The sequence below is a fragment of the Micromonospora sp. C51 genome (assembly GCF_018070435.1).
GTDB classification, from domain to species: domain Bacteria; phylum Actinomycetota; class Actinomycetes; order Mycobacteriales; family Micromonosporaceae; genus Micromonospora; species Micromonospora sediminimaris.
The window spans coordinates 100,400-126,641 of sequence record NZ_JAGPXQ010000004.1; the positions used below are offsets into that span (position 1 = coordinate 100,400).

26 protein-coding genes are annotated in these 26,242 nt (G+C 70.9%); 13 read left to right on the top strand and 13 right to left on the bottom strand.

Annotated elements, in window-relative coordinates; genetic code table 11:
• The first annotated feature begins 130 nt into the window (after window positions 1–130).
• From KBX50_RS07345 to KBX50_RS07360, 4 genes are all read left to right on the top strand, one after another.
• Window positions 131–2,374, top strand: a complete 2,244-nt coding sequence (locus KBX50_RS07345; RefSeq protein WP_210935761.1) for a hypothetical protein — start codon at window positions 131–133, stop codon at window positions 2,372–2,374.
• A gap of 354 nt (window positions 2,375–2,728) precedes the next feature.
• Window positions 2,729–3,529 carry a helix-turn-helix transcriptional regulator gene (locus KBX50_RS07350; protein ID WP_210935763.1) on the top strand — a complete coding sequence of 267 codons (801 nt, stop codon included), beginning with the start codon at window positions 2,729–2,731 and terminating at the stop codon, window positions 3,527–3,529.
• A complete protein-coding gene (locus tag KBX50_RS07355) occupies window positions 3,520–3,702 on the top strand; it encodes a DUF397 domain-containing protein (RefSeq protein ID WP_210935765.1) in 183 nt (60 codons plus the stop codon). Before KBX50_RS07350 ends, KBX50_RS07355 begins: the two co-directional genes overlap by 10 nt.
• Before the next feature lie 141 nt (window positions 3,703–3,843).
• On the top strand, window positions 3,844–5,097 hold the full coding sequence (locus tag KBX50_RS07360) for an AI-2E family transporter (protein WP_210935767.1): 1,254 nt from the start codon (window positions 3,844–3,846) through the stop codon (window positions 5,095–5,097).
• A 32-nt stretch (window positions 5,098–5,129) separates the two neighbouring features.
• On the opposite strand, the gene KBX50_RS07365 is transcribed toward KBX50_RS07360, so the two are convergent.
• The 5 genes from KBX50_RS07365 to KBX50_RS07385 all read right to left on the bottom strand — a co-directional run bounded on the left by KBX50_RS07365 (window position 5,130) and on the right by KBX50_RS07385 (window position 9,888).
• Window positions 5,130–5,939 (bottom strand): alpha/beta hydrolase, encoded by an 810-nt coding sequence (locus KBX50_RS07365; RefSeq protein WP_210935769.1) that lies wholly within the window; start codon window positions 5,937–5,939, stop codon window positions 5,130–5,132.
• Complete coding sequence (locus KBX50_RS07370; RefSeq protein ID WP_210935999.1) at window positions 5,936–6,226, bottom strand: hypothetical protein; 291 nt, start codon at window positions 6,224–6,226, stop codon at window positions 5,936–5,938. The genes KBX50_RS07365 and KBX50_RS07370 overlap by 4 nt, the downstream gene beginning before the upstream one ends.
• A gap of 74 nt (window positions 6,227–6,300) precedes the next feature.
• Window positions 6,301–8,085 carry a 3-hydroxyacyl-CoA dehydrogenase family protein gene (locus tag KBX50_RS07375; RefSeq protein WP_210935770.1) on the bottom strand — a complete coding sequence of 595 codons (1,785 nt, stop codon included), beginning with the start codon at window positions 8,083–8,085 and terminating at the stop codon, window positions 6,301–6,303.
• A 202-nt stretch (window positions 8,086–8,287) separates the two neighbouring features.
• The gene (locus KBX50_RS07380) at window positions 8,288–9,352 is read right to left on the bottom strand and encodes an alpha/beta fold hydrolase (protein WP_374224583.1); all 1,065 of its coding nucleotides are present in this window, start codon (window positions 9,350–9,352) and stop codon (window positions 8,288–8,290) included.
• Window positions 9,353–9,432: 80 nt separating this feature from the next.
• On the bottom strand, window positions 9,433–9,888 hold the full coding sequence (locus KBX50_RS07385; protein WP_210935772.1) for an FHA domain-containing protein: 456 nt from the start codon (window positions 9,886–9,888) through the stop codon (window positions 9,433–9,435).
• 252 nt (window positions 9,889–10,140) lie between these two features.
• Here KBX50_RS07385 and KBX50_RS07390 point away from each other — a divergent pair, with 252 nt between their 5' ends.
• Window positions 10,141–11,637, top strand: coding sequence for an aldehyde dehydrogenase family protein (locus KBX50_RS07390; protein ID WP_210935773.1), 1,497 nt, complete (start codon window positions 10,141–10,143; stop codon window positions 11,635–11,637).
• A gap of 12 nt (window positions 11,638–11,649) precedes the next feature.
• On the opposite strand, the gene nucS is transcribed toward KBX50_RS07390, so the two are convergent.
• Window positions 11,650–12,309, bottom strand: coding sequence for an endonuclease NucS (gene nucS, locus KBX50_RS07395; RefSeq protein ID WP_093410627.1), 660 nt, complete (start codon window positions 12,307–12,309; stop codon window positions 11,650–11,652).
• A gap of 71 nt (window positions 12,310–12,380) precedes the next feature.
• Here nucS and KBX50_RS07400 point away from each other — a divergent pair, with 71 nt between their 5' ends.
• Entirely contained in the window at window positions 12,381–13,001 is a 621-nt protein-coding gene (locus KBX50_RS07400) for a DUF4126 domain-containing protein (RefSeq protein ID WP_210935774.1), read from the top strand.
• Between the two features lie 84 nt (window positions 13,002–13,085).
• Window positions 13,086–13,385 (top strand): DUF1540 domain-containing protein, encoded by a 300-nt coding sequence (locus tag KBX50_RS07405; RefSeq protein ID WP_210830096.1) that lies wholly within the window; start codon window positions 13,086–13,088, stop codon window positions 13,383–13,385.
• Between the two features lie 44 nt (window positions 13,386–13,429).
• Here KBX50_RS07405 and KBX50_RS07410 read toward each other — a convergent pair whose 3' ends face one another.
• On the bottom strand, window positions 13,430–15,433 hold the full coding sequence (locus KBX50_RS07410) for a protein meaA (RefSeq protein WP_210935776.1): 2,004 nt from the start codon (window positions 15,431–15,433) through the stop codon (window positions 13,430–13,432).
• 107 nt (window positions 15,434–15,540) lie between these two features.
• Between KBX50_RS07410 and KBX50_RS07415 the strand changes: the two genes are divergently transcribed.
• Complete coding sequence (locus KBX50_RS07415) at window positions 15,541–16,389, top strand: ABC transporter ATP-binding protein (RefSeq protein WP_210935778.1); 849 nt, start codon at window positions 15,541–15,543, stop codon at window positions 16,387–16,389.
• On the top strand, window positions 16,386–17,234 hold the full coding sequence (locus KBX50_RS07420) for an ABC transporter permease (protein ID WP_210935780.1): 849 nt from the start codon (window positions 16,386–16,388) through the stop codon (window positions 17,232–17,234). The genes KBX50_RS07415 and KBX50_RS07420 overlap by 4 nt, the downstream gene beginning before the upstream one ends.
• A gap of 40 nt (window positions 17,235–17,274) precedes the next feature.
• Here KBX50_RS07420 and KBX50_RS07425 read toward each other — a convergent pair whose 3' ends face one another.
• Entirely contained in the window at window positions 17,275–18,123 is an 849-nt protein-coding gene (locus KBX50_RS07425; protein WP_210935782.1) for a 3-hydroxyacyl-CoA dehydrogenase family protein, read from the bottom strand.
• 73 nt (window positions 18,124–18,196) lie between these two features.
• Window positions 18,197–19,639 (bottom strand): UDP-N-acetylglucosamine 1-carboxyvinyltransferase, encoded by a 1,443-nt coding sequence (murA, locus tag KBX50_RS07430; RefSeq protein ID WP_210935784.1) that lies wholly within the window; start codon window positions 19,637–19,639, stop codon window positions 18,197–18,199.
• Between murA and KBX50_RS07435 the strand changes: the two genes are divergently transcribed.
• The gene (locus KBX50_RS07435; protein WP_210935786.1) at window positions 19,638–20,210 is read left to right on the top strand and encodes a cob(I)yrinic acid a,c-diamide adenosyltransferase; all 573 of its coding nucleotides are present in this window, start codon (window positions 19,638–19,640) and stop codon (window positions 20,208–20,210) included. The two genes, murA and KBX50_RS07435, sit on opposite strands and share 2 nt — an antisense overlap.
• Window positions 20,186–20,602 (top strand): VOC family protein, encoded by a 417-nt coding sequence (locus tag KBX50_RS07440; protein WP_210935789.1) that lies wholly within the window; start codon window positions 20,186–20,188, stop codon window positions 20,600–20,602. Before KBX50_RS07435 ends, KBX50_RS07440 begins: the two co-directional genes overlap by 25 nt.
• A gap of 273 nt (window positions 20,603–20,875) precedes the next feature.
• On the opposite strand, the gene KBX50_RS07445 is transcribed toward KBX50_RS07440, so the two are convergent.
• Window positions 20,876–21,712, bottom strand: a complete 837-nt coding sequence (locus KBX50_RS07445) for an undecaprenyl-diphosphate phosphatase (protein ID WP_210935791.1) — start codon at window positions 21,710–21,712, stop codon at window positions 20,876–20,878.
• Entirely contained in the window at window positions 21,709–22,761 is a 1,053-nt protein-coding gene (locus KBX50_RS07450) for an LLM class F420-dependent oxidoreductase (protein ID WP_210935793.1), read from the bottom strand. The genes KBX50_RS07445 and KBX50_RS07450 overlap by 4 nt, the downstream gene beginning before the upstream one ends.
• Window positions 22,762–22,900: 139 nt before the next feature.
• Between KBX50_RS07450 and KBX50_RS07455 the strand changes: the two genes are divergently transcribed.
• Window positions 22,901–23,872, top strand: a complete 972-nt coding sequence (locus tag KBX50_RS07455) for an aldo/keto reductase (protein WP_210935795.1) — start codon at window positions 22,901–22,903, stop codon at window positions 23,870–23,872.
• Between the two features lie 55 nt (window positions 23,873–23,927).
• Entirely contained in the window at window positions 23,928–24,119 is a 192-nt protein-coding gene (locus tag KBX50_RS07460; RefSeq protein ID WP_210935797.1) for a DUF5703 family protein, read from the top strand.
• Between the two features lie 72 nt (window positions 24,120–24,191).
• Here the strand turns inward: KBX50_RS07460 and KBX50_RS07465 are convergent, their stop codons facing one another.
• Window positions 24,192–24,845: a hypothetical protein gene (locus tag KBX50_RS07465; RefSeq protein ID WP_210935798.1), complete on the bottom strand. Its 654-nt coding sequence runs from the start codon at window positions 24,843–24,845 to the stop codon at window positions 24,192–24,194.
• Between the two features lie 34 nt (window positions 24,846–24,879).
• On the bottom strand, window positions 24,880–26,208 hold the full coding sequence (locus KBX50_RS07470; protein WP_210935800.1) for a M20/M25/M40 family metallo-hydrolase: 1,329 nt from the start codon (window positions 26,206–26,208) through the stop codon (window positions 24,880–24,882).
• Window positions 26,209–26,242: the final 34 nt, after the last annotated feature.

Sequence of the window (26,242 nt, forward strand, 5' to 3'; positions counted from 1 at the left end):
CCCCGCGCCGCCCTGCGTTTCGCGGGGCCCAGGCCGGCCACCAGCGCCGCCTTCCCCGAGCCGTGAAGTAGGTCCCAACAGGGGCGTCCGTATCGCCCCAGGAGGGCCCGATGCGTGTGAGGATGGGAGCATGTCGCACGGCGAGGAACTGTTCGCGCTCGGCGGGGACGTGACCACGGAGCCCAGCTTCGAGTCTGCCCTGCGGGGGTACGAGAAACGACAGGTCGACCGATACGTCGCTCGTGCGGAGCACGAGATCGCCGCGCTCGCGGCCGAACGGGAACAGGCGTACACCCAGATCCACAAGCTGGCCGGTCAGGTCGAGGTGCTGCAACGCGACCTCGCTCAGGTGCGCAAGCAGGTCGGGGTCGTCGACCGGGCCGCCTTCCGACACCTCGGGCCGCGGGTGGAGCAGATCCTCACGCTGGCCGAGGAACAGGCCGAGGACATCCTCTCCGCCGCCAACGAAGAGATCGAAGCCCGTCGGGCCGCCGCCGAGCACATCATCGAGGAGGCCCGCGTCGCGGCGGCCACCGCGCTCAAGGATTTCGAGATCGCCCTGGCCGCTCGCCGGGCCGAGGAGGAGCGGCAGGCCGCGGCCCGCCGGGCCGAGTCGGAGGCCGCCGCGAAGTCCGCCAAGGAGGAGGCCGCCCGGCTGCGCAAGTCCGCTCAGGAGGCGCTGGCCCGGGCTCAGCAGGAGGCGACGCAGCTCCGGGACGCGGCCAAGGAGATCCACAGCCGGGCCCAGCAGGAGGCGACCAAGCTACGCGAGGCGGCCCGCGAGGCGCTCGCCACCGCCCAGCAGGAGGCGACCCAGCTTCGCGACGCCGCAAAAGAGGTGCACGCCAAGGCCCAGCAGGAGGCGCGACGGCTGGTCGACCAGGCCACCGAGGCCGGCCGGGCCACCCACGCCAAGGCCCAGCAGGAGGCCAAGCAGATCATCGACGACGCCGCCGAGGCCGGCCGGGCCGCCCGCAACAAGGCCCGCCAGGAGGCCGAGCGGCTGAGCACCCAGGCGACCGAGGCGGCCAAGCGCACCCGCGCCGAGACCGAGGCGTACGCCCAGCGGATGCGCAGCGAGACCGAGGCGTACGTGCAGCACTCCCGGGCGCAGGCGCAGCAGGAGCTGGGTGCCTGGCGGGCCGGGGTGGAGAAGGAGGTCAACAGCCGACGCGAGGCGGCCGACCGGGAACTGACCGAGCGCAAGGCGACCGCCGAACGCGAGTTCACCGCCCGCCGCGATCAGCTGGAGAAGCAGTACAAGACCCGCAACGCCGAGCTGGACGAGCGGATCCGCACCCGTACCGCCGAGTTGGAGTCCGGCTTCGAGACCCGGCGGTCCCAGCTGGAGTCCGAGTACACGGCGCGGAAGAACGAGATCGAGCAGGGTGCCGACCAGATCCGCCAGGCCGCCGAGCAGGAGGCCGCCACGGTACGCGGACGTGCCGAGGAACAGGCCGGTGAGCTGCTGCGCCAGGCGGAGACCGAGTCGGCCGCGAAGCGACGCGAAGTCGACGAGTACGTCACCGCCGTGCGGAGTGAGGCCGACGAGTACGCGGCCAGCACCCACCGCGATGCCGACCAGTACGCCGACACCACCCGGCGGGAGGCGGACGAGCACGTCACCGCCGTGCGGCGGGAGGCGGACGAGCACGTCGCGGCGTCCCGCCGCCAGTTCGAGGAGTACGCGGCCACCACCCAACAGCATCTGGCCACCACCCAGCAGCACCTCGCCGCGACGCAGCAGGAGGCCGCAGCCGGCCGGCAGCAGCTCGCCCAGGTGATGCTGGAGATCGCCAAGGCCCAGCAGCAGCTCGCCGACCTGCGTCAGGAGACGTGGAAGTCCCGGCAGGAGTCCGACGAGCTGGAGCGCAAGCTGCTCGGCCTGCGGCTACAGGCCGCGTCAGCGCCGGACGGCTCGACGCCACCGGCGGTTGCCGCAGTGTCCACCAACGGGGCACACCCCACCGGCGTCTCAGCGAACGGCGCTCAACCCTCCGGCGACACGCTGGCGGTCACTCCCTCCGGCGGCGCTGCCAGCAGCCCCGGCGACGATGCTGCGGCAGGGGGCGGCCGAACCGGTGACCGTCCGAGCGGCAACGATGCCGAGCCGGCGACCAAGCCGGCGGCGGAACCGGTCACCACGGTCGAGGATCCCTCGCCGAGCAAGCCGGCAGCCGAGCCGACAAGCGTCGACGGCGGCACCGCCAGCGAAGGGCTGGACGGCGAGCCGACGGTGGCGGCGGTACCCGGCGAGGGTGGCCGAGGCGCCACCCCGACGAAGATCACCAGCACCGGCGAGAACGGCAAGCGCCCGACCAAGCCGACCACCGACGAGCGCAGCGCCAAGCCCAGCAAGGTCACCTCCGACTGACACCCAGCGGCCACCGGCCACCGGCCACCGGCCACCGGCCACCGGCCACCGGCCACCGGCGATCATGCAGTTGTGGTCGTTGTTTTGTCCATTACCGCAGGTTTTGTCGCGACCACAACTGCATGATCGGCGCGCAATTCGAAGGGGTCGGGGCCGCTCGCAGGGGGATTGCGAGCGGCCCCCGCCTGAACTCGTCCGCGCCCTCCGGGCCACGACCAAATCCGGCATAGCTGACAGTCTGCTGACCGGACCACTACTGTCAGAAGGCATCGAGGCTGGTGGTGGCCCTGGTGCGCACCGGAGCTGCCGCCGAGAGATACCGAGTGGTTCTCGGCAGATGGTTGTGGAGGCAGTGTGGAACAGACGACGGCGGATCTGATCCGGTCACAGCTACGCCGGCTGCGGGTCGCCGCCGGGCACACCCAGGAGGAGTTCGGAAGGCTGGTGCACTACTCGGCGTCCATGGTCTCCGCCGTCGAGACCGGCACCCGACCGTACGATCGTCAGCTGCTGGCCCGGGCCGACGAGGTGCTGACCTCCGGCGGCCTGCTGGCGTCGCTGCTGCGGATCGCCGAGCGGGAGGGGCAGCCGTCCTGGTTCCTACCCTGGTTGGACGCCGAACGCCAGGCCCGGCAGCTCCGGGTCTTCCAGCCCACGCTGGTCCCCGCGCTGCTCCAGACCGAGGGCTACGCCCGCGCGGTGATCCGCTGCGACGACCTGCTCAGCGACGAGGAGGTGGAGCAGCGGGTGGCCGCCCGACTGGACCGGCAGGCCATCCTCACCCAGCCCGACCCGCCGCAGCTCATCGCGGTCGTCGACGAGGCGATCCTGCACCGGCGGGACCAGCGCCTTCAGGCGCTGATGGCGCACCAGATCGAGCACCTGATCGCCTCCGCCGAGCGCCCGAACATCAGCGTCCACGTCGTACCGCTCAGCGTCGGGCTGCACGTCGGCCTCTACGGCTCGTTCTCGTTGGCCCGGAACGTGGACGGTGGCTGGGTGGCCAGCCAGGAGACCCAACTGACCGCCTCACCGACCGACAACGAAGCGAGTCTGGCTACCCTGTTGGCGCGCTGGGAGACGGTGCGCAACGAGGCACTGTCCCGCCAGCAGTCGATCGAACTCCTCAACGAAATGGTGAAGTCATGGCCCTGATCGGCGCGATCTGGCGCACCTCCACCCGCAGCGGCAGCACCGACTGCGTGGAGGTGGCCGACAACCTGCCCGGCGTGGTGGCCGTCCGGGACAGCAAGGACCGGCAGGGTCCGGTGCTCGCGTTCACCCCGTCGACCTGGCGGTCCTTCGTCGACCGGCTCAAGCAGGCGTGATCGGCCGCAGCTGCCCGCACTGAGCCACCCACGCCGTCAGCTCGACAGCGCGCCCGCACCACACCCCAGGTCCGCGCAGCGGCTCGCCGGCCGGGGCAGCACGATCCGGGGGCACCACCGGAAGACCGACGGGGAGACCGGATGGCACAGCACGAGCCCGACGAGGCCGAGCCGAGGCCGGCCGAACCCGACCGGCCCGGAGCAGGTCGGGGTGACGCGACGCAAGCCCGGGAGGCGACGCCGGAGGGCGCGCGGACGGCAGGGCCCGGCGGCGGTACGACGAACGCGGTGCCAGCCGGCGAGACCACGACGGCCGGCGGGGCGCAGCGTCCGGAAGGGGTCGACTCCGGCCGCTTCGGCACGCCGGGGCGGCCGCTGCGGCGCAACAGTTTCCTGGTCGGATTCACCGGGGCGCTCGGCGTACTGCTCGCGTACGCGGTCTATCTGGGGGTGCGCAACGCCGCGGGGATTCTGGTCCTGGTGGTGATCGCGCTCTTCCTCGCGGTGGGCCTGCACCCGGTGGTGGTCCGGCTGCACTCCTGGGGAGTTCCACGCGGGTTGGCTGTGGCGACGGTCGTGCTTGTCGTGTTGGCGCTGCTCGCCGCCGGGGTGCTGGCGCTGGTACCGCCGATCGTGACCCAGTCCGGGCAGTTCATCGAGCAGTTGCCGAGCTACCTTGAGTCGCTGCGCCGCAACGAGACGGTGAACGACCTGGTCGAGCGGTTCGACCTGATGCGGCGTGCGCAGGAGGCGGCCAGCGCGGACGTGGTCGGCCGGGCCTTGGGCGGGGTGCTCGGCGGCGCCCAACTGCTCTTCGGCACCGTCTTCCGGGTGCTGACCGTGCTGGTGCTGACCATCTACTTCCTGGTCTACTTCGACCGGCTCCGCGACCTCGGCTACGCCTTGGTGCCGCGCTCCCGTCGCCAGCGGGTACAGCTGATCGGCGACGAGATCCTGACCAAGGTCGGGGCGTACATGGTCGGCGCGCTTGCCATCGCGGTGCTGGCCGGCGCGAGCACCTTCGTGTTCGCGCTGATCGTCGGTTTGCCGTACCCGTTCGCGCTGGCGGTGGTCGTCGCGGTGACCGACCTCATCCCGCAGATCGGCGCCACCCTCGGGGCCGTGATCGTCAGTCTGGTCGGCTTCGCCACCGACCCCTCGGTCGGCATCGCCTGTGTGATCTTCTTCGTGATCTACCAGCAGGTCGAGAACTACCTCATCTATCCCAAGATCATGCGACGTTCGGTGCAGGTCAACGAGGTCGCGGCGCTGGTGGCCGCGCTGCTCGGGGTGTCGCTGGTGGGGGTGATCGGCGCGCTGATCGCCATCCCGACGGTGGCCGCCATCCAGCTCATCCTGCGTGAGGTGATCCTCCCCCGCCAGAATGCCCGCTGACCTGCCGACCAGGGCAGATCAGTACCGCGAGCTCAGTCGGCCTGACGCTGCGGTGGGCCGGACACCGGCGTGTCGGCGAACGCGGCGACCGTCCGGTCGGCGTACGCGCTGGCGTCGCCGGTCTCCATCGGGCCGTCCCAGGTGGTCGGCAGCGGCACCGGCACCGCCGGGTTGACCCGCCGGACCACCTCGTCCAGCACGGTCTCGGCGTCACCGACCCAGAGGTGCTTGGCACCGGGTACGCCGACGACCTCGGCCTGCGGCACGACCGCGAACTGCTCGCGGGCCTGCTCCGGACGCAGGTAGTCGTCGAACTCCGGCACCAGCGCGGTGAGCGGCTTGCCCGACTCGGCCCACTGGTCGAGGTCGGACCGGCCGGAGTAGCGCAGCGGCGGGGAGAGCAGGATCGCGCCGGTCACCGCCGGGTCGCAGCCGTAGCGCAGCACCAGATCGGTGCCGAACGACCAACCCAGCAGCCAGACGTTCGGCAGTTCGTGGAACTCGGCGTACTCGATCGCGGCGGCGACGTCGAAGCGCTCGCCGACGGCGGAGTCGAAGCTGCCCTCGCTGGTGCCGCGCACACTGCTGGTGCCCCGGGTGTTGAACCTGAGCACGGCCACGTCGGCCAGGGCGGGCAGTCGCCAGGCCGCCTTCCGGAAGACGTGGCTGTCCATCATCCCGCCGTGGGTGGGCAGCGGGTGCAGGCAGACCAGGGTCGCGGCCGGTTCCCGGTCGACCGGGCGGGCCAACTCGCCGACCAACCGCAGCTCATCCGCGGTGTGCAGCTCGATGTCCTCCCGGTGCCCCGGCAGGACCGAGGAGGCACGAATCGGTGTGCTCATGCTTCCAGTCTCCCGTTCCGACGCCCGCGCTGGATGACCGGGGCCCGGCGGTCGCGGGCACGCCAGCAGCCGGTATGCCAGTGCCGCCGGTCGGTCAGGTCACCCCGGCCGTCCGCCGGCCAGGCGACCAGGTGTGCCACGCCGGGCCGGATCTCCTGGTCGCACCCGGGGCAGCGGTACGTCTTGGTGGACGCGCCGCCGCTGATGCCGCGTACCTGCCACTCGCCGTCCCGCCACTGTTGGATGGCGGCGACGCCGTGCCGGGCACGCTCGGTGTCGAGGCGCACCGCGTCGTCGCGGCGGGGACGGTTGCGACGGGGACTCACGTCGTCAAGCGTACGGTCGAGCTGTCGTGACCCGGTCAGCGGCGGGTGTGGTCGCGGAAGCCACGGCCGGTCTTGCGGCCCAGGTAGCCCGCGGTGACCAGGTGCTCCAGCAGCGGCGCCGGGGCGAACCCGGGCTCACGCAGTTCCAGGTACAACTCCCGCTGGATGGCCAGCGCCACGTCCAGGCCCACCACGTCGAGCAGTTCGAACGGGCCCATCGGGTAACCGCAGCCCAGCTTCATCGCGTGGTCGATGTCGTCGGTGGTGGAGTAGCTGGCCTCAAGCATCCGCACCGCGTCGTTGAGATATGGGAACAGCAGCGCGTTGACGATGAAACCGGACCGGTCACCGCAGACCACACCGGTCTTGCCCAGCGTGGCACTGACGGCCTGAGCGGTCGCGATGGTCTCGGCCGAGGTACGGATCGTCCGGACGATCTCCACCAGCGGCATCGCCGGGGCCGGGTTGAAGAAGTGCAGACCGACCACGTCGGCCGGGCGCTGGGTGGCCATCGCCACCTCGATCACCGGCAGCGACGAGGTGGTGGTCGCCAGCACCACGCCCGGCTTGCAGATCTCGTCCAGGCTGGCGAAGAGGGCCTTCTTGACGCTGAGTTCCTCGACCACCGCCTCGACCACCAGATCCACGTCGGCCAGGTGGTCCAGCGTCGCCGACCAGTTGATCCGGCCGAGCGCGGCGTCCCGGTCCGCCTCGCTGAGCCGGCCCCGGACCACGCCCTTGTTGAGCGAGGTCTGCACCGCCTCGAAGACCTTGGCCGACTGCTCCGCGCCCCGGGTCACCGACACGACCTCGTAGCCCGCCGTGGCGAAGACCTCGATGATCCCGGTGGCCATCGTCCCGGAACCCACGATGCCGATCTTGGTCACGGCCGCGTCGGACCGTGCCGGTTCCGTCGTGGTCGGCGTCTGCTCGTCCGGTACGACCTTCGGCGAACCGGGCCGCTCGTAGGTGTAGAACCCCCGGCCGGACTTCCGCCCGAGCAGCCCCGCGGTCACCATCTGCTTGAGCAACGGCACCGGGGCGTGCCGGCGGTCCCGGCCACCACGCCGGTACATGGTGTCCAGAATCTCGTACGCCGTGTCCAGGCCGATCAGGTCCATCAGCGCGAGCGGCCCCATAGGCAGTCCGCAGCCGAGCTTCATGGCCGCGTCGATGTCCTCACGGGTGGCGTACCGGGACTCGAACATGTCGACGGCGTGGTTGAGGTAGCCGAAGAGCAACGCGTTGGCGATGAACCCGGCCCGGTCACTGATCGTCACATCGACCTTGCCGAGCCGTCCGCAGAGCGCCTCCACGTCGGCCACCACGTCGGCTGAGGTGACCACCGTGCGTACCACTTCGACCAGCTTCATCACCGGCGCGGGATTGAAGAAGTGGATGCCGACGACCTGGTTGGGACGCGTGGTGGCCACGGAGATCTCGGTTACGCTCAGCGACGAGGTGTTGGTGGCAAGGATGGCCTCGGGCTTGCAGACCCGATCCAACTCGGCGAAGAGCCGCTGCTTGAGATCGAGGTGCTCGGGCACCGCCTCGATCACCAGATCCACCGAGTGCAGCGCGTCCAGACCGACGGCGAAGGTGACCCGGGCCAGCAGGGCGTCCCGGTCGGCCTCGGCGAGCTTGCCCCTGGCCACCGCCCGGTCCGTCGAGCCGGTCAGGTTCGCCCGCCCACGGTCGAGCGCGGCGTCGGAGATCTCCACGGCCACCACGTCGATGCCGTTGCGGGCGAAGACCTCGACGATGCCGGCACCCATGGTGCCCAGACCCACCACACCCACGCTGGTGAACTCGCGCGCCACGACCCGGCCTCCCCTGTCCGCAACGACACGGCCCGACATGAACGGCCGCTAAGGTTATGCGCGCGAGTCTGCCACGTGACGCACGGTTGTCGAGGCGCCGTGGCACATGTCACCGATGCCCGGTTTACCCACCTGGCGGACAGGCGGGCGCTCCGGGCTGGTCAGACCGGAGCGACCCCGGCGCGGACCTGAGTGGCCCGACTCAGACCGGAGCGACCCCGGCGAGAGCGAGCAACTCCGCGACGAACTCCGCCGGGCGCTCCAGGTGTGGGCTGTGCCCGCAGCCGGGCAGCGCCACCTCCCGGTAGCTTCCGCCAGCGGCGGCGTACCGGTCGAGCACCGCACGGATCTGCCCGATCATCGGCTGCGGTGGGCACGCCTGCGCCCCGGGCCAGCCGGGCACCACGCCCAGCGCTCCGAGCTGTGCCAGGTCGAACAGCGAGGTGTCCGAGACGATCACGTCAGACTCACCGCGGATCCAGGTGACCGGAGGCTTGGGTGTCACGGCCACCAGCTCCTCGGCGACCCGGAACCGCGCGAGCGCGTTGAGCACGCCACGGCCACCCGGCGCGCTACCCGGCCAGTTCGTCGAGGACACCGCGTCGCCGGGGTAGTTGTCCGGGCCGGTGGCGGTGGAAAGCAGGCTGTCGAGCAGCAGTTCCTCGTCGTCGCCGAGGCTGGCGGGGTCCGCCACGTACGCCGCCCGCAGCACACTGCGCGGGCTGGTCCGCGCCTCGGTGCCGCGGTCACCGGCGGCCAGCCGCGCGACGAAGTCGCCGCTCGCCGTGCCGGCGCCGGAGCCGGCGAGGTCGGGCGTGGTCGGGGTGCCGGCCAGGTCGCGGGTGGCGCCGAAGCCGTACGGGGACACCGGTGCCGCGAGCAGCAGCCCGGCGATCCGGTCGGGGTGGTCCACCAGCAGGCGCATCGCCACTCCGCCACCGAGCGAGTGGCCGACCACCAGGGGCCGGGCGCCCCCGACGAAGAGCGACGGCTCGTTGAGCAACGCCGCCACGTCGTCGGCGAAGTCGGTCAGGCCACGGTTGGCGTCGACCGGGGCGGTCTGCGTGGCACCGTAGCCACGCAGATCCGGCGCGACCACTCGGACGGTCTCCGGCAGGCGGCGCACCAGCGGCTCCCAGAAGGCGGCCGAGGAACAGTTGCCGTGCACGAGCAGCACCGGTACGCCGTCGACGGGTCCGGCCACCCGGACGGCCTGGGTGATTCCGTTCGCGGTGACGACCTGCTGCTGGGTCTCCATCCGCGGCATGCTGCCACGATCGACACCGCCGGTCCATATGGTCGGCACCCATCTGCGGCCGGCCCGGCGTGGTGACCGAGGCTCGGTCGTCAGCGGCGGACGCCGGCCACGGCTGCCGCGCCGGCCTGCCCGGGCACCACCGGTGTCGCGACCGTGGCGGGCAGCGGTCGGTTCGGTCGCCGCTCCTGGCGGGGCAGTTCGAAGCTCAGGCCCACCGGGTCCGTCCGGGCCACGCCCGGGTCGAAGAACCTCAGCTCGGTACCGCCGATCCGGATCACGTCGCCGTCGCTGAGCCGGACGACCTCGGTGACCCGCCGGTCGTTCACCCAGGTGCCGTTGGTGGAACCGAGATCCACCAGAGAGGCGACCTCCCCGGCGCGCCAGATCTCGACGTGTCGACGGCTCAGGTGCGGATCGTGCACGACGATGTCGACCGCCGGATCGCGGCCGATCACCTGTGGCCGACGCGGCAGCCGGAAGCGCTGCCCCCGCATCGGCCCGGCAGCCACCGTCAACAGCGGCATCAGTTGCGGATGTTCCTCCATGGACAGTCAGTCCTTCCACCCGTGCGACGATCCCGGATCAGCGTTTCACCAGCGGGTGTCCACCTTCACCATCCAGCCGGATGCGTACCGGCAACCATCCGGGTGCTTTGTGTTCACATCTTCCACGGCGGCCGGCAACGGAACTGTCTGCCGGACGGGAGGTTCGTCCGGTTCAACCCCCCGGACGGCCGGGAGGATTCGCCCGTTTCCCCACCCCTACCGGTGAGTAATTCTCGCGTCTAGACTTCCGCCATGACGGCTGTGCTACCCCCCGGCACCCCAACGGTTGAAGGCGACCACCTGATCTCCACCAGCCCGGCCACGGGCGATGAAGCGGGACGCGTTCCGGTCGCCGCGGCGGTGGACGTCGAACGTGCCGTCGAGCGGGCCCGCGCCGCCGGCCAGTGGTGGGCAGGGCTCGGCTTCACCGGGCGGCGGGAGCGGCTGCTGCGCTGGCGGCGGCTGATCGCGCAGCGGATGGAGGAGTTGGCCGGCCTGATGCACGCCGAGGGCGGCAAACCGGTCGCCGACGCACTCGTCGAGATCGTGACCGCGGTGGAGCACGTCGACTGGGCGGCCCGTAACGCCCGGCGGGTGCTGGGCCCCCGGCGGGTCCGCTCACGGCTCGTCCTGGCCGAGTTCTCGGCGCACCTGGAGTACCAGCCGCATGGCGTGGTCGGCGTGATCGGTCCGTGGAACTATCCCGTTTTCACCCCCATCGGTTCCATCGCGTACGCGCTGGCGGCCGGCAACGCGGTGGTCTTCAAGCCGAGCGAGTACACCCCGGTCGTCGGTCAGTGGCTCGTCGACAGCTTCGCCGAGGTGGTGCCCGAGCATCCGGTGCTCACCGCGGTGCACGGCCTCGGCGACGTCGGCGCTGCCCTGTGCCGGGCCGGCGTCGACAAGCTCGCCTTCACCGGCTCGACGGCCACCGCGAAGAAGGTGATGGCGGCCTGCGCCGAGTCGCTGACCCCGGTGCTGCTGGAGGCCGGCGGCAAGGACGCCATGATCGTGGACGCCGACGCCGACCTGGACGCCGCCGCCGAGGCCTGCGTCTGGGGAGCGATGACCAACGCCGGGCAGACCTGCATCGGCATCGAACGGGCCTACGCCGTCGAGCCGGTCTTCGACGCGTTCGTCGACAAGGTCGTCGAGCGCGCGGAGCGGCTCACCGTCGGACCGAGCGACGCCGACATCGGTCCGATCACCATGCCGAGTCAGCTCGACGTCATCCGGCGGCACATCGAGGACGCGCTGGCCCGGGGCGGACGGGCGGTGCTCGGCGGGCCGGAGGCGGTACGACCGCCGTACGCGCACCCGACGGTGCTGGTCGAGGTGCCGGAGCAGGCTGCCGCCGTACGCGAGGAGACCTTCGGGCCCACCCTGACCATCAACCGGGTCCGCACCGCCGACGAGGCGCTCGCCCGGGCCAACGCCCTGCCGTACGGGCTGGGTGGTTCGGTCTTCGGTCAGCGGCGCGCGGTCGCGATCGCCCGGCGGCTGCGCTCCGGCATGGCCTCGGTCAACTCGACGCTCACCTTCGCCGGCATGTCCACCCTGCCGTTCGGCGGCGTCGGCGAGTCCGGTTTCGGCCGGATCCACGGCGAGGACGGGCTGCGCGAGTTCGCCCGGGCCAAGTCCGTCACCCGCCGCCGGGGTCGTTCACTGCTGCCCTCGACCACGTTCGAGCGCACCCCGGCCGACGTCGCCCGGCTGGTGAAGGCGGTCAAACTGCTCTACGGCCGGTGACCGCGGCACCGCCTAGAAGAGCGTCAGCTCGTCCCGCTCGATGCCGCGCAGCCGGTCGTAGTCGACCACCACGCAGCGGATCCCCCGGTCGGTGGCGAGCACCCGGGCCTGCGGCTTGATCTCCTGCGCCGCGAACACCCCGGCGACCGGGGCGAGCAGCGGATCCCGGTTGAGCAGTTCCAGGTAGCGGGTGAGCTGCTCCACGCCGTCGATCTCGCCACGGCGCTTCACCTCGACGGCGACCGTGCCCTGGTTGGCGTCCCGGCAGAGCAGGTCGACCGGGCCGATCGCGGTCATGTACTCGCGGCGGATGAGGGTGTACCCGTCTCCCAGCGCCTCGGGGTTGGCCGCCAGCAACTCCTGGAGGTGAGCCTCCACGCCGTCCTTGCGCAGCCCGGGATCGACACCCAGCTCGTACGAGGTGTCCTGGAAGATCTCCTCCAGGGTGATCCGCAGTTCCTCGCCGGCCTTGTTGACCACCCGCCAGACCCCCGGGGCCTCCTCCAGCCGGCACGGCGGGCTCATCCAGTTCAACGGCTTGTACGCCCGGTCGTCGGCGTGGATGGACACCGATCCGTCCGCCTTCACCATCAGCAGCCGGGTGGCCGGCGGCAGGTGGGCCGAGAGTCGTCCGACATAGTCCACCGAGCATTTCGCAATCACCAACCGCACCCGAGCAGGGTAGCGGAGTCACCGGACATCGCCACCGAGCGGCGCTGGCGTGCCGGTGCCATGCTGTGCTGGTGCTCGAAGTGCTCACCGGTACCGGCCTCGCCGCCTCGGCGGGGCTGAACGCCTACATTCCGTTGCTGGCGATGGGGCTGCTGGCCCGCTACACCAGCGTCATAGACCTGCCTGGCGGGTGGCAGTGGCTCGGCAACGAGTGGGTGCTGGGCATCCTCGCGGTGTTGCTCGTCGTCGAGGTCGTGGCGGACAAGGTGCCCGTGGTCGACCACGTCAACGACATGGTGCAGACGGTCGTCCGGCCGACGGCCGGCGGGTTGGCGTTCGGGGCCGGATCCGCGTCCGAGACCGTGACGGTGAGCGACCCGGACAGCTTCTTCGCCAGCGGCGGCCAGTGGTTGCCGGTGCTGGTCGGGGTGCTCATCGCGTTCGGCGTACATCTGCTGAAATCGACAGCCCGTCCGGTGATCAATGCGGCCACGGCCGGCGTGGGCGCGCCGGTGGCGAGCACCGCCGAGGACGCCACCAGCGTGGTGATGTCACTCGTCGCGATCATCCTGCCGGTGCTGGTGCTCGTGTTCCTGGTCGGCCTGGTGCTCTTCCTCCCGTGGATGCTGCGCCGCCGGGCGGACCGGCGACGGGAGCGGCAGGCCGCACGGGAGGCGGGCTTCCGCGTCTGACCGCGGACCACCGGCACGGCCGAAACGCCACCCCAACCTGCTCTAAAGCCTAAAATTGGGGCAATCAACGGAGGAGGTTGGGTCATGACCGCAGCAATGGAGATGCCCCGGGTCCAGGAGTGCGTGGTTGCCGCCTGCGCGTACAACCACACCGGCGACTGTCACGCCTTCGCCATCACCATCGGCAGCATGGACCACGCCCACTGCCACACCTTCATCGAGATGCCCGCCGTCCGGGCCGGCCTCGACGGGCAGATCGCCCAGGTCGGGGCGTGCCAACGCGCCGACTGCCGGCACAACGAGCAGTTGGAGTGCCAGGCACCGGCGATCCGGGTCGGCCCCGACGCCGACATGGCCGACTGCATGACCTACGACCACCGCTGAGACCTCGTCCGTGCGGTTCCCGACCACGTGCCGGGAACCCCACGTCACAGCTCGTTCGCCTGCCGGATGACGGTGACCAGCTCGTCGATGATGTCGGTGAGGGCGAAGTCCTTCGGGGTGAACACCCGCGCCACCCCGGCCGCCCGCAGTTGCTCGGCGTCCCGGGCGGGAATGATGCCGCCGACCACCACCGGCAGATCCGGTCGGCCGGCGGCGCGTAGCCCGTCGAGCACCGCCGGCACCGCCGCCAGGTGCGAGCCGGAGAGCACGGAGAGGCCGACCAGGTCCACGTCCTCCTCCACCGCGGCGGCCACGATCTGCCCAGCGGTGAGCCGGATGCCCTGGTAGACCACCTCGAAGCCGGCGTCGCGGGCGCGTACCGCGATCTGCTCCGCGCCGTTGGAGTGCCCATCCAGGCCGGGCTTGCCGACCAGCAGTCGCAGCCGCCCGCTGCCCAGCTCGCGGGCGGTGGCGGCGACCCGGGCACGGACCTCGGCCAGACCTTCGTCACCGCCGCTGGCGGACCCGCCCGCCAGCCCGGTCGGTGCCCGGTACTCGCCGAAGACCGGGCGCAGGGCCGCCGCCCACTCGCCGGTGGTAACCCCGGCCCGGACGCACTCCAGGGTGGCGCTCATCAGGTTCCTCGTGGTCGCGGCGTCCGCGCGCAGCCGGGCCAGTGCCGCGTTGACGGCCATCGGGTCGCGGTCGGACCGCCAGGCGCGTACGGCCGTTGCGGCAGCGACCTCGACGGCGGGATCGACCTGCACGACCGCTTCGGCACCGGCGGCGGTCAGCGGTGACGGCTCGGTCTCGGTGAACCGGTTGACGCCGACCACCACGTCGCTGCCGGTCTCGATTCGTCGCCGCCGACCGGCCAGGGAGGCCACCAGGGCGCTCTTGAGGTACCCGGTCTCGACGGCGGCGACCACGCCACCCATTTCCAGCACCGTCGCCAGCTCGGCCCGGGCGCCGGTGACGATCTCGTCGACCAGCGCGGTCATCACGTGCGAGCCGTCGAACAGGTCCGGATACTCCAGCAGGTCCGACTCGTACGCGAGCACCTGCTGCATGCGCAGCGACCACTGCTGGTCCCACGGACGCGGCAGGCCGAGCGCCTCGTTCCAGGCCGGCAGTTGCACCGCCCGCGCCCGCGCCCCGCGGGAGAGGGTGACCCCCAGCATCTCCAGCACGATCCGCTGCACGTTGTTCTCCGGCTGGGCCTCGGTCAGGCCGAGGGAGTTGACCTGCACGCCGTACCGGAAGCGGCGCTGCTTCGGATCCTCGACGCCGTACCGGTCGCGGGTTATCTCGTCCCACAACGCGCCGAACGCCCGCATCTTGGCGATCTCCTCGACGAACCGCACCCCGGCGTTGACGAAGAACGAGACCCGCTGGACCACGTCGCCCATCCGCCGCGCCGGCACCTGGTCGCCCTCGCGTACCGTGTCGAGCACCGCCACCGCCGTGGCCAGCGCGAACGCCACTTCCTGCACGGGCGTGGCCCCGGCTTCCTGAAGGTGGTACGAGCAGATGTTGACCGGGTTCCACCGCGGCATCTCGCGCAGCGTGTACGCGATCACGTCCGCGGTCAGTCGCAGCGAGGCGGCCGGCGGGAAGATGTGCGTGCCTCGGGAGAGGTACTCCTTGATGATGTCGTTCTGGGTGGTGCCGGCGCAGCGGGCGAGTTCGGCGCCCTGCTCGGCGGCGACCGTGCCGTAGAGGCCGAGCAGCCACATCGCCGGCGCGTTGATGGTCATCGAGGTGTTCATGTCGGCCAGCGGGATGCCGTCGAAGAGCGCCCGCATGTCGCCCAGGTGCGACACCGGGACGCCGACCCGGCCGACCTCGCCGGTGGCGAGTTCGTGGTCGGGGTCGTACCCGGTCTGGGTGGGCAGGTCGAAGGCGACCGACAGGCCGGTCTGCCCCTTGGCCAGGTTGCGGCGGAAGAGTGCGTTGGTCGCGGCGGCAGAGGAGTGCCCCGCGTACGTGCGCATCACCCAGGGGCGGTCGCGCTCCGGCAGCCGGCCCGGGAGTGCCTTCTCATCCATGGCCGGAGTTTAAGTTACCGTTCAGTAGAGCGGGTTGTGCAAAACCACACAGCCACCACCACCCCCGGTGCGGACGCCGGGCGCCAGCGGGCCGCACACTTGACGGCATGAGTGACGACGTCGCGATCCGCGTCCGGGGGCTGCGCAAGACGTACGGCGACAGTCTCGCGGTCGCCGGCCTGGACCTGGACGTCCACCGGGGCGAAGTGTTCGCCCTGCTCGGGCCGAACGGTGCCGGCAAGACCACCACCGTGGAGATCCTGGAGGGCTACCGCCAGCGCGACGCCGGCGAGGTACGCGTCCTCGACGTCGACCCGGCCAGCCCGACGCGCGACTGGCGGGGGCGGGTCGGCATCGTGTTCCAGGGCACCGGGGAGTTCGACGAACTCTCCGTCGCCGAGGTGGTGCACCACTTCGCCGGCTTCTACGCCGACGCCGACGACCCCGACAAGGTGATCGAACGGGTCGGGCTCGCGGCCAAGGCCCGCGCCCGTACGCACACCCTCTCCGGCGGCCAGAAGCGCCGGCTCGACGTGGCGCTCGGCATCGTGGGACGCCCGGAACTGCTCTTCCTCGACGAGCCGACGACCGGCTTCGACCCGGAGGCCCGGCGGGAGTTCTGGGAGCTGATCCGCGATCTCGCCGCCGCCGGCACCACCATCGTGCTGACCACGCACTACCTGGACGAGGCCGAGGCGCTCGCCGACCGGGTGGGCGTGATCGCCGCCGGCCGGCTGGTCGAGGTCGCCGCGCCGAACCAGCTCGGCAACCGGCAGGAGGCGCTGGCCACGGTCTCCTGGCGTACCCCCGACGGCACGCTGGACAGCGCGCAGAGCGCGACGCCGACGGCGCTGGTGGCGGAACTCGCCGCGCGGTTCGGCGGTGAGGTGCCGGGCCTGACCGTCACCCGGCCCACCCTTGAGGACATCTACCTGACGATGATCGGACACCGATGACCACCACGACGAGACCGGCCGAACCGGTCACCGCCGCAGCCCCCGCCCGGCGCAGCGGCCCGGCCGGCCTCGCCCTGCGTCAGGGGCGACTGGAGATCCGGCAGTTCCTGCGCAGCCGCGAGTCCGTCGTGTTCACGCTGGGCTTCCCCCTCATCATGGTGCTGATCTTCGCGTCGATCTTCGACGAGGAGATCGCGCCCGGGGTGAGCTACACGCAGTACTTCATCACCGGCATGATCGCGACCGGTCTGATGACGGTCAGCTTCCAGAACCTCGGCATCTGGATCCCGATCGAGCGGGACCGGGGTGTGCTCAAGCGCTACCGGGGTACGCCGATGCCGAAGTGGGTCTGGTTCGCCGGCAAAGTGATCATGGTGCTGGTGACCGGCGTCGTGATGACCGCACTGCTGCTCACGGTCTCGGTGACGCTGTTCGACCTGGACCTGCCGACCACCACCACGGCCTGGTTGACCTTCGGATGGGTCAGCGCCCTGGGGGTGACCGCCTGCACGCTCTGCGGCATCGCCATCTCGTCGCTGGCCCGGACCGCCCGCAGCGGTTCGGCGGTGGTCACCCCGGTCGCGCTGGTGCTCCAGTTCATCTCCGGGGTCTTCTTCGTCTTCACCAACCTGCCGACCTGGATGCAGCAGGTGGCGGCGTTGTTCCCGCTCAAGTGGATGTGCCAGGGCCTACGGGCGGTTTTCCTGCCGGAGAGCTTCGGTGCGGACGAGCCCGGCGGCTCGTTCGAGCTCACCCGCGTCGCCCTGGTGCTGGGCGCCTGGTGCGTGATCGGTCTGGTGCTCTGCCTGACCACCTTCCGCTGGACCACCCGCCGCGACGGCTGAGCCACGGGGAGGGCCCGACCGGCCCTCCCCCGCAGCGACGTCAGTACGAGTAGAAGCCCTGGCCGGTCTTGCGGCCCAGATCGCCTGCGGTGGCCATGCGCTGCAACAGCTCCGGCGGGAAGAACTTCTCGTCCGCCGTGTCGGTGTAGATGTTGCGGGTCGCGTTCAGCAACACGTCGACACCGGTCAGGTCGACGGTGGCCAGCGGGCCCATCGCGTGCCCGAAGCCGAGCCGGCAGGCGGTGTCCAGGTCCTCGGCGGAGATGACGCCCGCCTCGACCAGTTTGACCGCCTCCATGGCCAGCGCGCAGATCAGCCGGGTGGTGACGAAGCCGGCGATGTCCCGGTTCACCACCACGACGGTCTTGCCGATCTCCTCAGCGAAGGACTTCGCCCGTTCCAGGGTGGCATCGCTGGTCTTGTAGCCACGCACCAGCTCGCAGAGCTTCATCATCGGCACCGGCGAGAAGAAGTGGGTGCCGACGACCGCCTCCGGACGTTCGGTGGCCGTCGCGATCTGGGTCACCGGAATCGCCGAGGTGTTGGTGGCCAGCACCGCGTCCGCCTTGCAGATCTTGTCCAGCGCGCGGAACACCTCGTGCTTGATCTCCAGCTTCTCGAAGACCGCCTCGATGACGATGTCCGCGTCGCCGGCCGCCTCCAGCTCGGTGGTGGGGGTGATCCGCCCGAGTGCCGCCTCGACCTCGTCGTCGGTGAGCTTGCCCTTCTCCGCGAACTTCGCCAGCGACCGCCGGATGCCGTCCAGACCGCGCTTCGTCGCCGTCTCGTCCAGATCCCGCAGCACCACCTGCCAGCCCGCCTGCGCCGCCACCTGGGCGATGCCCGAACCCATCAGACCGGCACCGACGACCGCGAGTCGACCCGCCATGCTGCTTCTCCCTCGCTGCGAATGAGTGTCTGTCTGCACCCTAGTCGGCGGGCCTGAACGATGGATAAGGCGCTCAGATGGTCAGCTCGGGTTCCTCAGGTGCGGTAGCCCGCTCCACCTCGATGCCGAGTGCCCGCAGGTCGGCCACGAAGTCGGGATAGCCCCGGTCGACGTGGTGCACGTGGGACACCTCGGTCACCCCGTCGGCGCAGAGCCCGGCGATGATGAGCCCGGCGCCGGCCCGGATGTCGGTCGCGCGTACCGGCGCGCCGGAGAGTCGCTCCCGGCCGCGTACCACCGCGTGGTGCCCGTCGGTCTTGATGTCCGCGCCCAGCCGCATCATCTCGTTGGCGAACATGAACCGGCCGTCGAAGATGTTCTCGGTGATCAGCGAGGCGCCCTCGCTGAGCGCCGCGAGCCCGATCGCCATCGGCAGCAGGTCGGTGGCGAAGCCCGGATATGGCAGCGTCACCACGTCCACCGCGCGGGGTCGCTCGTCCATGCGTACCCGGAAGGAGTCCGCCCGGGTCTCCACCATGCCGCCGGCGGTGACCACCTTGTCGAGCGCGACCTCCAGGAACGCCGGATCCAGGCCGGTGACGGTCACGTCGCCACGGGTCATCGCCGCGCCGAACGCCCAGGTCCCCGCGACGATCCGGTCCCCCACCGTGGCGTGCCGGACCGGGCTCAGCCGGGGTACGCCGACGATGGTGATGGTCGAGGTGCCCTCGCCGTCGATCAGCGCACCCATCCGCTGGAGCATCGTGCAGATGTCGACGATCTCGGGCTCACGGGCCGCGTTTTCGATCACGGTGGTGCCCTCGGCCAGCACCGCCGCCATGATGAGGTTCTCGGTCGCCCCGACGCTGGGAAAGTCCAGCACGATCTCCGCGCCACGCAGCCGGTCGGGGGCCGAGGCGATCACGAAGCCGTGCTCGCCGGAGATGTCGGCACCCATCCGGGTCAGCCCGGAGATGTGCATGTCCAGACCCCGCGAACCGATCGCGTCACCGCCCGGATGGGCCACCCGCACGTACCCGCGACGGGCCAGCAGCGGACCCAGCACGCAGATCGACGCCCGCAGCCGGCGGACCAGGTCGTAGTCGGCCTCGACGCCCGGCTGCTCCGGCACGTCGATGATGACCGACCGGGACCGGGCCACCCCGCCGACCGCCACCATCGGGTCCACCGGATCGTCGGCGTCGAACCGTACGCCGCAGCCGAGGCGGCGCAGCACCTCCCCCATGATGGCGATGTCGGTGATCCGGGGCACGTTGGTGATCACCGTGCGGCCGGGAGCGAGCAGCGCGGCGGCCATCAGCTTGAGCGCCGAGTTCTTCGCACCGACCACATGCACCGTGCCGGCGAGCCGGGCGCCACCGCGTACCCGGATGACGTCGACATCGGCGATCGCGGGGTCACCGGCGTCACCAGGGCCGACGCCCGCAGGCCAACCCGTGCCCGCGTCTGGCCGGGCCGGGATCGTCAGGTCCGGTATCCGTAGGCTGTGCGTCATGGCCGTCCACCTCACGCGCATCTACACCAAGGCCGGCGACGCCGGCATGACCAGGCTGAGCAACAACGAGCAGGTGCCGAAGAACGATCCACGGATCGTCGCGTACGCCGACGTCGACGAGTGCAACGCCGCCCTCGGTGTGGCCCTCGCCCTGGGCCAGCTACCCGACGCGCTCCGCGCGGTGCTGGGGTCGATCCAGAACGACCTGTTCGACGTGGGCGCCGACCTGTCCACGCCGGTCGAACCGGACCCGAAGTATCCGCCGCTGCGGGTCACCGAGGGGTACGTCGAGCGCCTTGAGGGCTGGTGCGACGAGTACAACGCGCGCCTGAGCAACCTCGACTCCTTCATCCTCCCCGGCGGCACCGCGGGCGCGGCACTGCTGCACGTGGCGCGGACGATCGCCCGGCGCGCCGAGCGGTCGGCGTGGGCGCTCATCGCACACGACCCCGACCGGACCAGCCACCTCCCGGCAAAGTATCTCAACCGGCTGTCGGATCTGCTCTTTATCCTCTCAAGAACGGCAAATCCGGACGGAGACGTGCTATGGGTGCCGGGCGGAGGCCGGTAACCACCGGTGCACTGCACCACGTGGAGCTCTGGATACCCGACCTGGACGCCGCAATGCGTAGCTGGGGCTGGCTGCTCGGCGAGTTGGGCTGGACGTCGTTCCAGGAGTGGCCAGCCGGCCACTCCTGGCGACTCGGCTCGACGTATCTGGTACTTGAGGCATCACCAGCGCTGACCGGCAGACGTCACGACCGGCGCGCCCCGGGCCTCAATCACCTGGCCTTCCACGCCGGTCCGGCCGCCGCCGTGGACCGGCTGGTCGAGCAGGCACCGGCGTACGGCTGGGAACTGCTCTTCGCCGACCGGCACCCGTACGCCGGCGGGCCCGACACGTACGCCGGGTACCTGGCGGATGGTCAGGGGTACGAGGTGGAGTTGGTGGCCTCGGGCTGAAGGCTGCCCGGGTGGTTGCTGTTGTTGGCTGGGGGCTGCCGTGCCTGGCTTTGGGGTGGTTGCTGTTGTTGGCTGGGGGCTGCCGTGCCTGGCTTTGGGGTGGTTGCTGTTGTTGGCTGGGGGCGACCGTGCCCGGCGCAGGGATAAAGCCTGACCGCCCGAAGCCGGGCACGGTCGCCCCCAGCCAACAACAGCAACCACCCCAAAGCCAGGCACGGCAGCCCCCAGCCCAAACCGCAACCACCCAAGAAGCCGGAACCCCAGAACTCAGGCTCAGGTGGCGCTGATGGTGCCGGTGAGCAGCAGGGCCAGGACGAGCGTGCCGATCGCGACCCGGTAGAGCACGAAGATGTAGAGGGTGTGGTGCGCGACGTAGCGCAGCAGCCAGGCGATAGCCGCGTAGCCGACACCGAACGCGATGAGCGTGGCGACGATCATCTGCGCGACGGTGGGCACCGAGGTGCCGGGCGCCGCCGGTTCGAAGACGTCCCCCAGGCTGAACACCCCGGACATCACCACCGCCGGGATGGCCAGCAGGAACGAGTAGCGGGCCGCCGTCTCCCGGGTCAGGCTCAGGAAGAGACCGAAGGTGAGCGTCGCGCCCGAGCGTGACACACCGGGGATGAGCGCCAGCGCCTGGGCGAAGCCCATCACCACGCCGTCCCGCATCCGGAAGTCCCGCAGCGTACGGGTCTGCCGGCCCCAGTACTCGGCGAAGGCGAGCACGAAGGCGAACACGATCAGGGTGGTGGCCACCACCCACAGGTTGCGGGCGGTTTCCCGGATCTGGTCCTTGAACAGGAAGCCGAAGAGACCGATCGGGATCGAACCGATGATCACGTACCAGCCCATGCGGTAGTCAAGGCTGGAACGGACGGATTTGTCCCAGATGCCGACTACCCAGGTTCGGCCGATACGCCAGATGTCCTTGGCGAAGTACAGCAGCACCGCCGCCTCGGTGCCCAGCTGGGTGACCGCGGTGAAGGACGCTCCGGCGTCCTGTTCGAAGAAGATCGCCGAGGTGATCCGCAGGTGACCCGACGAGCTGACCGGAAGGAACTCGGTCAGGCCCTGGACGATGCCCAGGACGATGGCTTCGATCCAGGTCACTCCCCGACTCCCGAGAGGTCCAGCGCCTCGGCGACGGTCCGCAGGGTCTGCACACCCGTGTCGCGGTCGGCGGCAAAGAGGGTCACCGACAGGGTGGTGACCCCGGCCTCGGCGTACTCGCGCATCCGCTCGGCGATGCGCTCCTTCGGACCGAGCAGCGAGGTCCGGTCGATGAACTCCATCGGCACGGCGGCCGCGGCGTCGCGCTGCCGCTTGGCCAGGTACAGCTCCTGCACCTCGCGGGCGGCGTCACCGTAGCCCATCCGGGTGGCCAGTTGGTTGTAGAAGTTCTGCTGGCGGCTGCCCATCCCACCGACGTACAGCGCCGCGTACCAGCGGACCAGCTCGGCGCAGGAGTTCAGATCGTCGCCGACCACGACCGGCACGGACGGCACCACGTCGAAGCCGGCCAGCTCCTTGCCGGCCTTGGCCCGGCCGGCACGCACCGCCGCGAGTTGCTCCTCGGCGAACTCGGGCGCGTAGAAGACGGCCAACCAGCCGTCGGCGATCTCGCCGGCCAGTTCCAGGTTCTTCGGACCGACCGCGGCCAGGTAGATCGGGATGTGTTCGCGCGGCGGGTGGAAGCCCAGCCGCAGCGCCTTGCCAGGGCCGTCGGGCAGCGGCAGCGTGTAGAACTCGCCGTCGTAGGCGACCTCCTTGCGGCCCACCGCCAGCTTGACGATGTCCACGTACTCGCGGGTACGGGCCAGCGGCTTGCCGAACCGTACGCCGTGCCAGCCCTCGGAGACCTGCGGGCCGGACACTCCCAGGCCGAGCCGGAACCGCCCCCCGGACAGCGAGTCGATCGTGGCCGCGGTCATCGCGGTCATCGCGGGCGTCCGGGCGGGGATCTGCATCACCGCGCTGCCGATGTCGATTCGCTCGGTCTGCCCGGCCATCCAGGCCAGCATGCTCGGTGAATCGGAGCCATAGGCCTCGGCGGCCCACACCACCGAGTAGCCGAGCCGGTCCGCCTCCTGAGCCAGGGCCAGGTGATCGGCCGGCGTGCTCCACGCTGTCTGGTATCCGAGGCTTAGCCCGAGTCGCACAGAGTCCTCCCCCATCCGCAGTCGCATCAGGTTACGCGGTGTCGGTGGCCGGGACGATCACCGGCTCACCCCGATTCGCGGGCAGACTCGACGGGAGCGAGGATATCCGTCCGGCCCTGGTTCGAAATAAGGTTCACCCATGCAGCAGCGACCGCTCGGCCGCAGCGGGCTGGCGGTTTCCCGGCTCGCGCTCGGCACCATGACCTGGGGCCGGGACACCGACGCCGACGACGCGGCCGCGCAGTTGAAGAGTTACCTCGACGCTGGTGGCAACCTGATCGACACCGCCGACGTGTACGGTGACGGCGACGCCGAGTCGGTGATCGGCTCGTTACTGGGCAGCCTGGTGCCCCGCGAGGAATTGTTGATCGCGACGAAGGCGGGGCTGCGGCCGGGCGGCAGCCGACGCCGGGACGGCTCCCGAGGGCACCTGCTCCGCACGCTGGACGCCTCGCTGCGACGGCTCGGCACCGACCACGTCGACCTTTTCCAGGTGCACGGCTACGATCCGCAGACTCCGCTGGAGGAGACCCTCGCGGCACTTGATCATGCGGTGGCCAGTGGCCGGGTCCGCTACGTCGGCGTGTCGAACTTCTCCGGCTGGCAGACCGCCCGGGCGGCGGCCTGGCAGGCGGCCTGGCCGGGACGGGCCCCGGTGGTGGCCGCCCAGGTGGAGTACTCCCTCCTGGAGCGGGGGGTGGAGCGGGAGGTGCTGCCCGCCTGCGAGGCGCTCGGGTTGGGGGTGCTGCCCTGGTCCCCGCTCGGTCGCGGTGTGCTGACCGGCAAGTACCGGCACGGCCGCCCGGCGGACTCCCGGGCGGTGTCGCCCCATTTCGAGCGTTTTGTCGCCACCTACCTGGAGCCGCGCTGCTCCAGCATCGTGGAGGCGGTGGCCACGGCGGCAAGCGGCCTCGGCGTCTCCCCGCTGGAGGTCGCGCTGGCCTGGATCCGGGACCGGCCGGGAGTGACCGCCCCGATCCTCGGCGCCCGCACCTCGGGGCAGTTGCTCGGGGCGCTTCAGGTGGAACGGATGACCCTGCCCGACGAGATCACCACGGCGCTGGACGACGTTTCCGCGCTGGAGTTCGGCTATCCGGAGCGCGATGGTTGAGCATCACCCGGTGAAAGGTGGCGCTCCAGGGGTCCGGCTGGGCAGCATAGGCCCCATGGACTACGAATACGCGCCACTGCGGTTACCGCCGAACGTCGATCGGTTGACCGCCGCGGCGCAGCTGGCGATCCAAGCGGAGTACTCCGGCTGGGAGCTGGCCCGGGTGCGGCTGTTCCGCGACGGTACGCGGCAGGTGGTGCTGCGCCGCCGACGGGTCAACCAGCCGCAGCCGGGCCTGTCGTACTGACCGGCGGCGGTGCGCCGACCACCGGGCCGACCGTTGCGGCCGGCCCGGTGACCGATGGGGCAGCCTGCGCTGTCAGTGCACGTGGTCGTGCTCGTCGTCGAGTTCCAGGAACGGGTGCTCGTCGAGGCGGCCGACCAGGCGATCGTCGACGCCGGGCTGGAACGGACCGGCCGGGTCGTCGTCGGCGAACGACTCCAGGTCGACCGGGGTACCGACCTCACTGACCATCACCACACCGTCGAGTGGTTCCAGCTCCGGCACGTCGAGCGCGCCGAGCGAGCCGTCGCCGCTCTGCAGCAGCTCCAGCACGGCCTCGCCGACGCCCTCCACCGGCGGCACCTCCTCGTCGCCGGGCACGCCCTCGCGACGGGCGGCCTCGGCGATGCGGATCAGCGCGGAGACGCTCGGCACCCGGTAGTCGCGCCGCTGGCGTACGGAGATCACCTGCGGGTGCGGATCGGTCGACTCGACGCCCTCGCCGCCGGCGAAACGCTGATCGGCCTCGTCGGGGTCGATGGACTCGACGTCCCACGGGGTGACCTCGCCGAAGGCGTCCATGAGTTGCTCGTCGTAGGCGAACGACGCATTGTTCAGCGCGACGTACGCCTGCCAGACGTCGTCGTCGTCGATCCGGCCCTGCGCGGCCCGGACGGCGGCCAGGTGGTGGCGGGCCGCTTCGATCACGCGCTCGAGGGCGGCGTCCAGCTCACCGTGCTGGTCGGTCATGTGAGGCGTCCCCTTCACGAAGAATGCAGGATGTCTAGCAGGTACGCAGGAACCGGTCGAGAACCCGCACGCCGAACTGTAGTCCGTCCACCGGGACCCGCTCGTCGATGCCGTGGAACAACGCCGAGAAGTTCAGGTCGGCCGGCAGCCGCAGCGGCGCGAACCCGAAGCAGCGGATGCCCAGCTGCGAGAACGCCTTGGCGTCGGTGCCGCCGGAGAGCATGTACGGCACGGGCCGGGCGCCCGGGTCCTCGGCGAGCAGCGCGGCGCCCATGGCCGCGACCAGTTCGCCGTCGAAGGTGGTCTCCAGCGCCGGCTGCCGTTGGACGTACTCGATGGCGATGTCCGGGCCGATCAGCTCGCGCAGCTGCCGCTCCAGCAGCTCCGACTGTCCGGGCAGGCTACGGCAGTCGATGGTGGCGCTGGCCCGGCCGGGGATCACGTTGTCCTTGTAACCGGCGGCGAGCCGGGTCGGATTCGCGGTGTTGCGGATGGTGGCGCCGACGATGTTGGCGATCGGGCCGAGCTTGGCGATGGCGGTCTCCGGGTCGTCCGGGTCCAGGTCGATCCCGAGGACCTCGGAGACCTCCTCCAGGAAGGCACGCACGGTGTCGGTGACCACCACCGGGAAGCGGTGCCGGCCGATCCGGGCCACGGCCTCAGCCAGCGCGGTGACCGCGTTGTCGTCGTGCACCATCGAGCCGTGCCCGGGCCGACCCTTGGCGTGCAGCCGCAGCCAGTCGATGCCCTTCTGGGCGGTCTCGATCAGGTAGAGCCGCCGCGACGGGTCCACCGTGTACGAGAAGCCGCCGACCTCACCGATGCCCTCGGTGCAGCCGTCGAAGAGCTCGCGGTGCCGGGTGGTCAGGAAGTGCGCGCCGTACTCGCTGCCCGCCTCCTCGTCGGCGGTGAACGCGAGCACGATGTCCCGTGGTGGGCGCACCCCCGTACGCTGCCACTGCCGCACCACCGCCAGGACCATCGCGTCGAAGTCCTTCATGTCGATGGCACCGCGACCCCACAGGTAGCCGTCGCGCAGCTCACCCGAGAACGGGTGCACCGACCACTCGTCGGCGTCGGCCGGTACGACGTCCAGGTGCCCGTGCACGAGCAACGCGCCGCGGCTGGGGTCGGCGCCGGGTATCCGGGCGACCACGTTGGCCCGACCGGGCGCGGACTCGTGGATGACCGGGGTGATGCCGACGTCGGCGAGCTTTTCCGCGACGTACTCGGCCGCGCCGCGTTCGCCGACGCTTGTGGCGTTGTCGCCGGTGTTCGTGGTGTCGATGCGCAGCAGGTCCCGGCACAGCTCGACGACCTCGTCGGTCGGCGCGGGGAGGGCGGCGTGGGCGTCGCTCGTCATCGTGCCTTCATATCAGCCTAGAGTTTCGGTTCGG

Bases quoted from the DNA above. Each gene is read 5' to 3' on its own strand.
- murA (WP_210935784.1), bottom strand. From the start codon at position 19,639: ATGACGCACAGCCTACGGATACCGGACCTGACGATCCCGGCCCGGCCA.
- KBX50_RS07465 (WP_210935798.1), bottom strand. From the start codon at position 24,845: ATGACCGACCAGCACGGTGAGCTGGACGCCGCCCTCGAGCGCGTGATC.
- KBX50_RS07425 (WP_210935782.1), bottom strand. From the start codon at position 18,123: ATGGCGGGTCGACTCGCGGTCGTCGGTGCCGGTCTGATGGGTTCGGGC.
- KBX50_RS07345 (WP_210935761.1), top strand. From the start codon at position 131: ATGTCGCACGGCGAGGAACTGTTCGCGCTCGGCGGGGACGTGACCACG.
- KBX50_RS07380 (WP_374224583.1), bottom strand. From the start codon at position 9,352: ATGCCGCGGATGGAGACCCAGCAGCAGGTCGTCACCGCGAACGGAATC.
- KBX50_RS07405 (WP_210830096.1), top strand. From the start codon at position 13,086: ATGACCGCAGCAATGGAGATGCCCCGGGTCCAGGAGTGCGTGGTTGCC.
- KBX50_RS07415 (WP_210935778.1), top strand. From the start codon at position 15,541: ATGAGTGACGACGTCGCGATCCGCGTCCGGGGGCTGCGCAAGACGTAC.
- KBX50_RS07385 (WP_210935772.1), bottom strand. From the start codon at position 9,888: ATGGAGGAACATCCGCAACTGATGCCGCTGTTGACGGTGGCTGCCGGG.
- KBX50_RS07390 (WP_210935773.1), top strand. From the start codon at position 10,141: ATGACGGCTGTGCTACCCCCCGGCACCCCAACGGTTGAAGGCGACCAC.
- KBX50_RS07355 (WP_210935765.1), top strand. From the start codon at position 3,520: ATGGCCCTGATCGGCGCGATCTGGCGCACCTCCACCCGCAGCGGCAGC.
- KBX50_RS07360 (WP_210935767.1), top strand. From the start codon at position 3,844: ATGGCACAGCACGAGCCCGACGAGGCCGAGCCGAGGCCGGCCGAACCC.
- KBX50_RS07470 (WP_210935800.1), bottom strand. From the start codon at position 26,208: ATGACGAGCGACGCCCACGCCGCCCTCCCCGCGCCGACCGACGAGGTC.
- KBX50_RS07420 (WP_210935780.1), top strand. From the start codon at position 16,386: ATGACCACCACGACGAGACCGGCCGAACCGGTCACCGCCGCAGCCCCC.
- KBX50_RS07365 (WP_210935769.1), bottom strand. From the start codon at position 5,939: ATGAGCACACCGATTCGTGCCTCCTCGGTCCTGCCGGGGCACCGGGAG.
- KBX50_RS07440 (WP_210935789.1), top strand. From the start codon at position 20,186: ATGGGTGCCGGGCGGAGGCCGGTAACCACCGGTGCACTGCACCACGTG.
- KBX50_RS07410 (WP_210935776.1), bottom strand. From the start codon at position 15,433: ATGGATGAGAAGGCACTCCCGGGCCGGCTGCCGGAGCGCGACCGCCCC.
- KBX50_RS07435 (WP_210935786.1), top strand. From the start codon at position 19,638: ATGGCCGTCCACCTCACGCGCATCTACACCAAGGCCGGCGACGCCGGC.
- KBX50_RS07455 (WP_210935795.1), top strand. From the start codon at position 22,901: ATGCAGCAGCGACCGCTCGGCCGCAGCGGGCTGGCGGTTTCCCGGCTC.
- KBX50_RS07460 (WP_210935797.1), top strand. From the start codon at position 23,928: ATGGACTACGAATACGCGCCACTGCGGTTACCGCCGAACGTCGATCGG.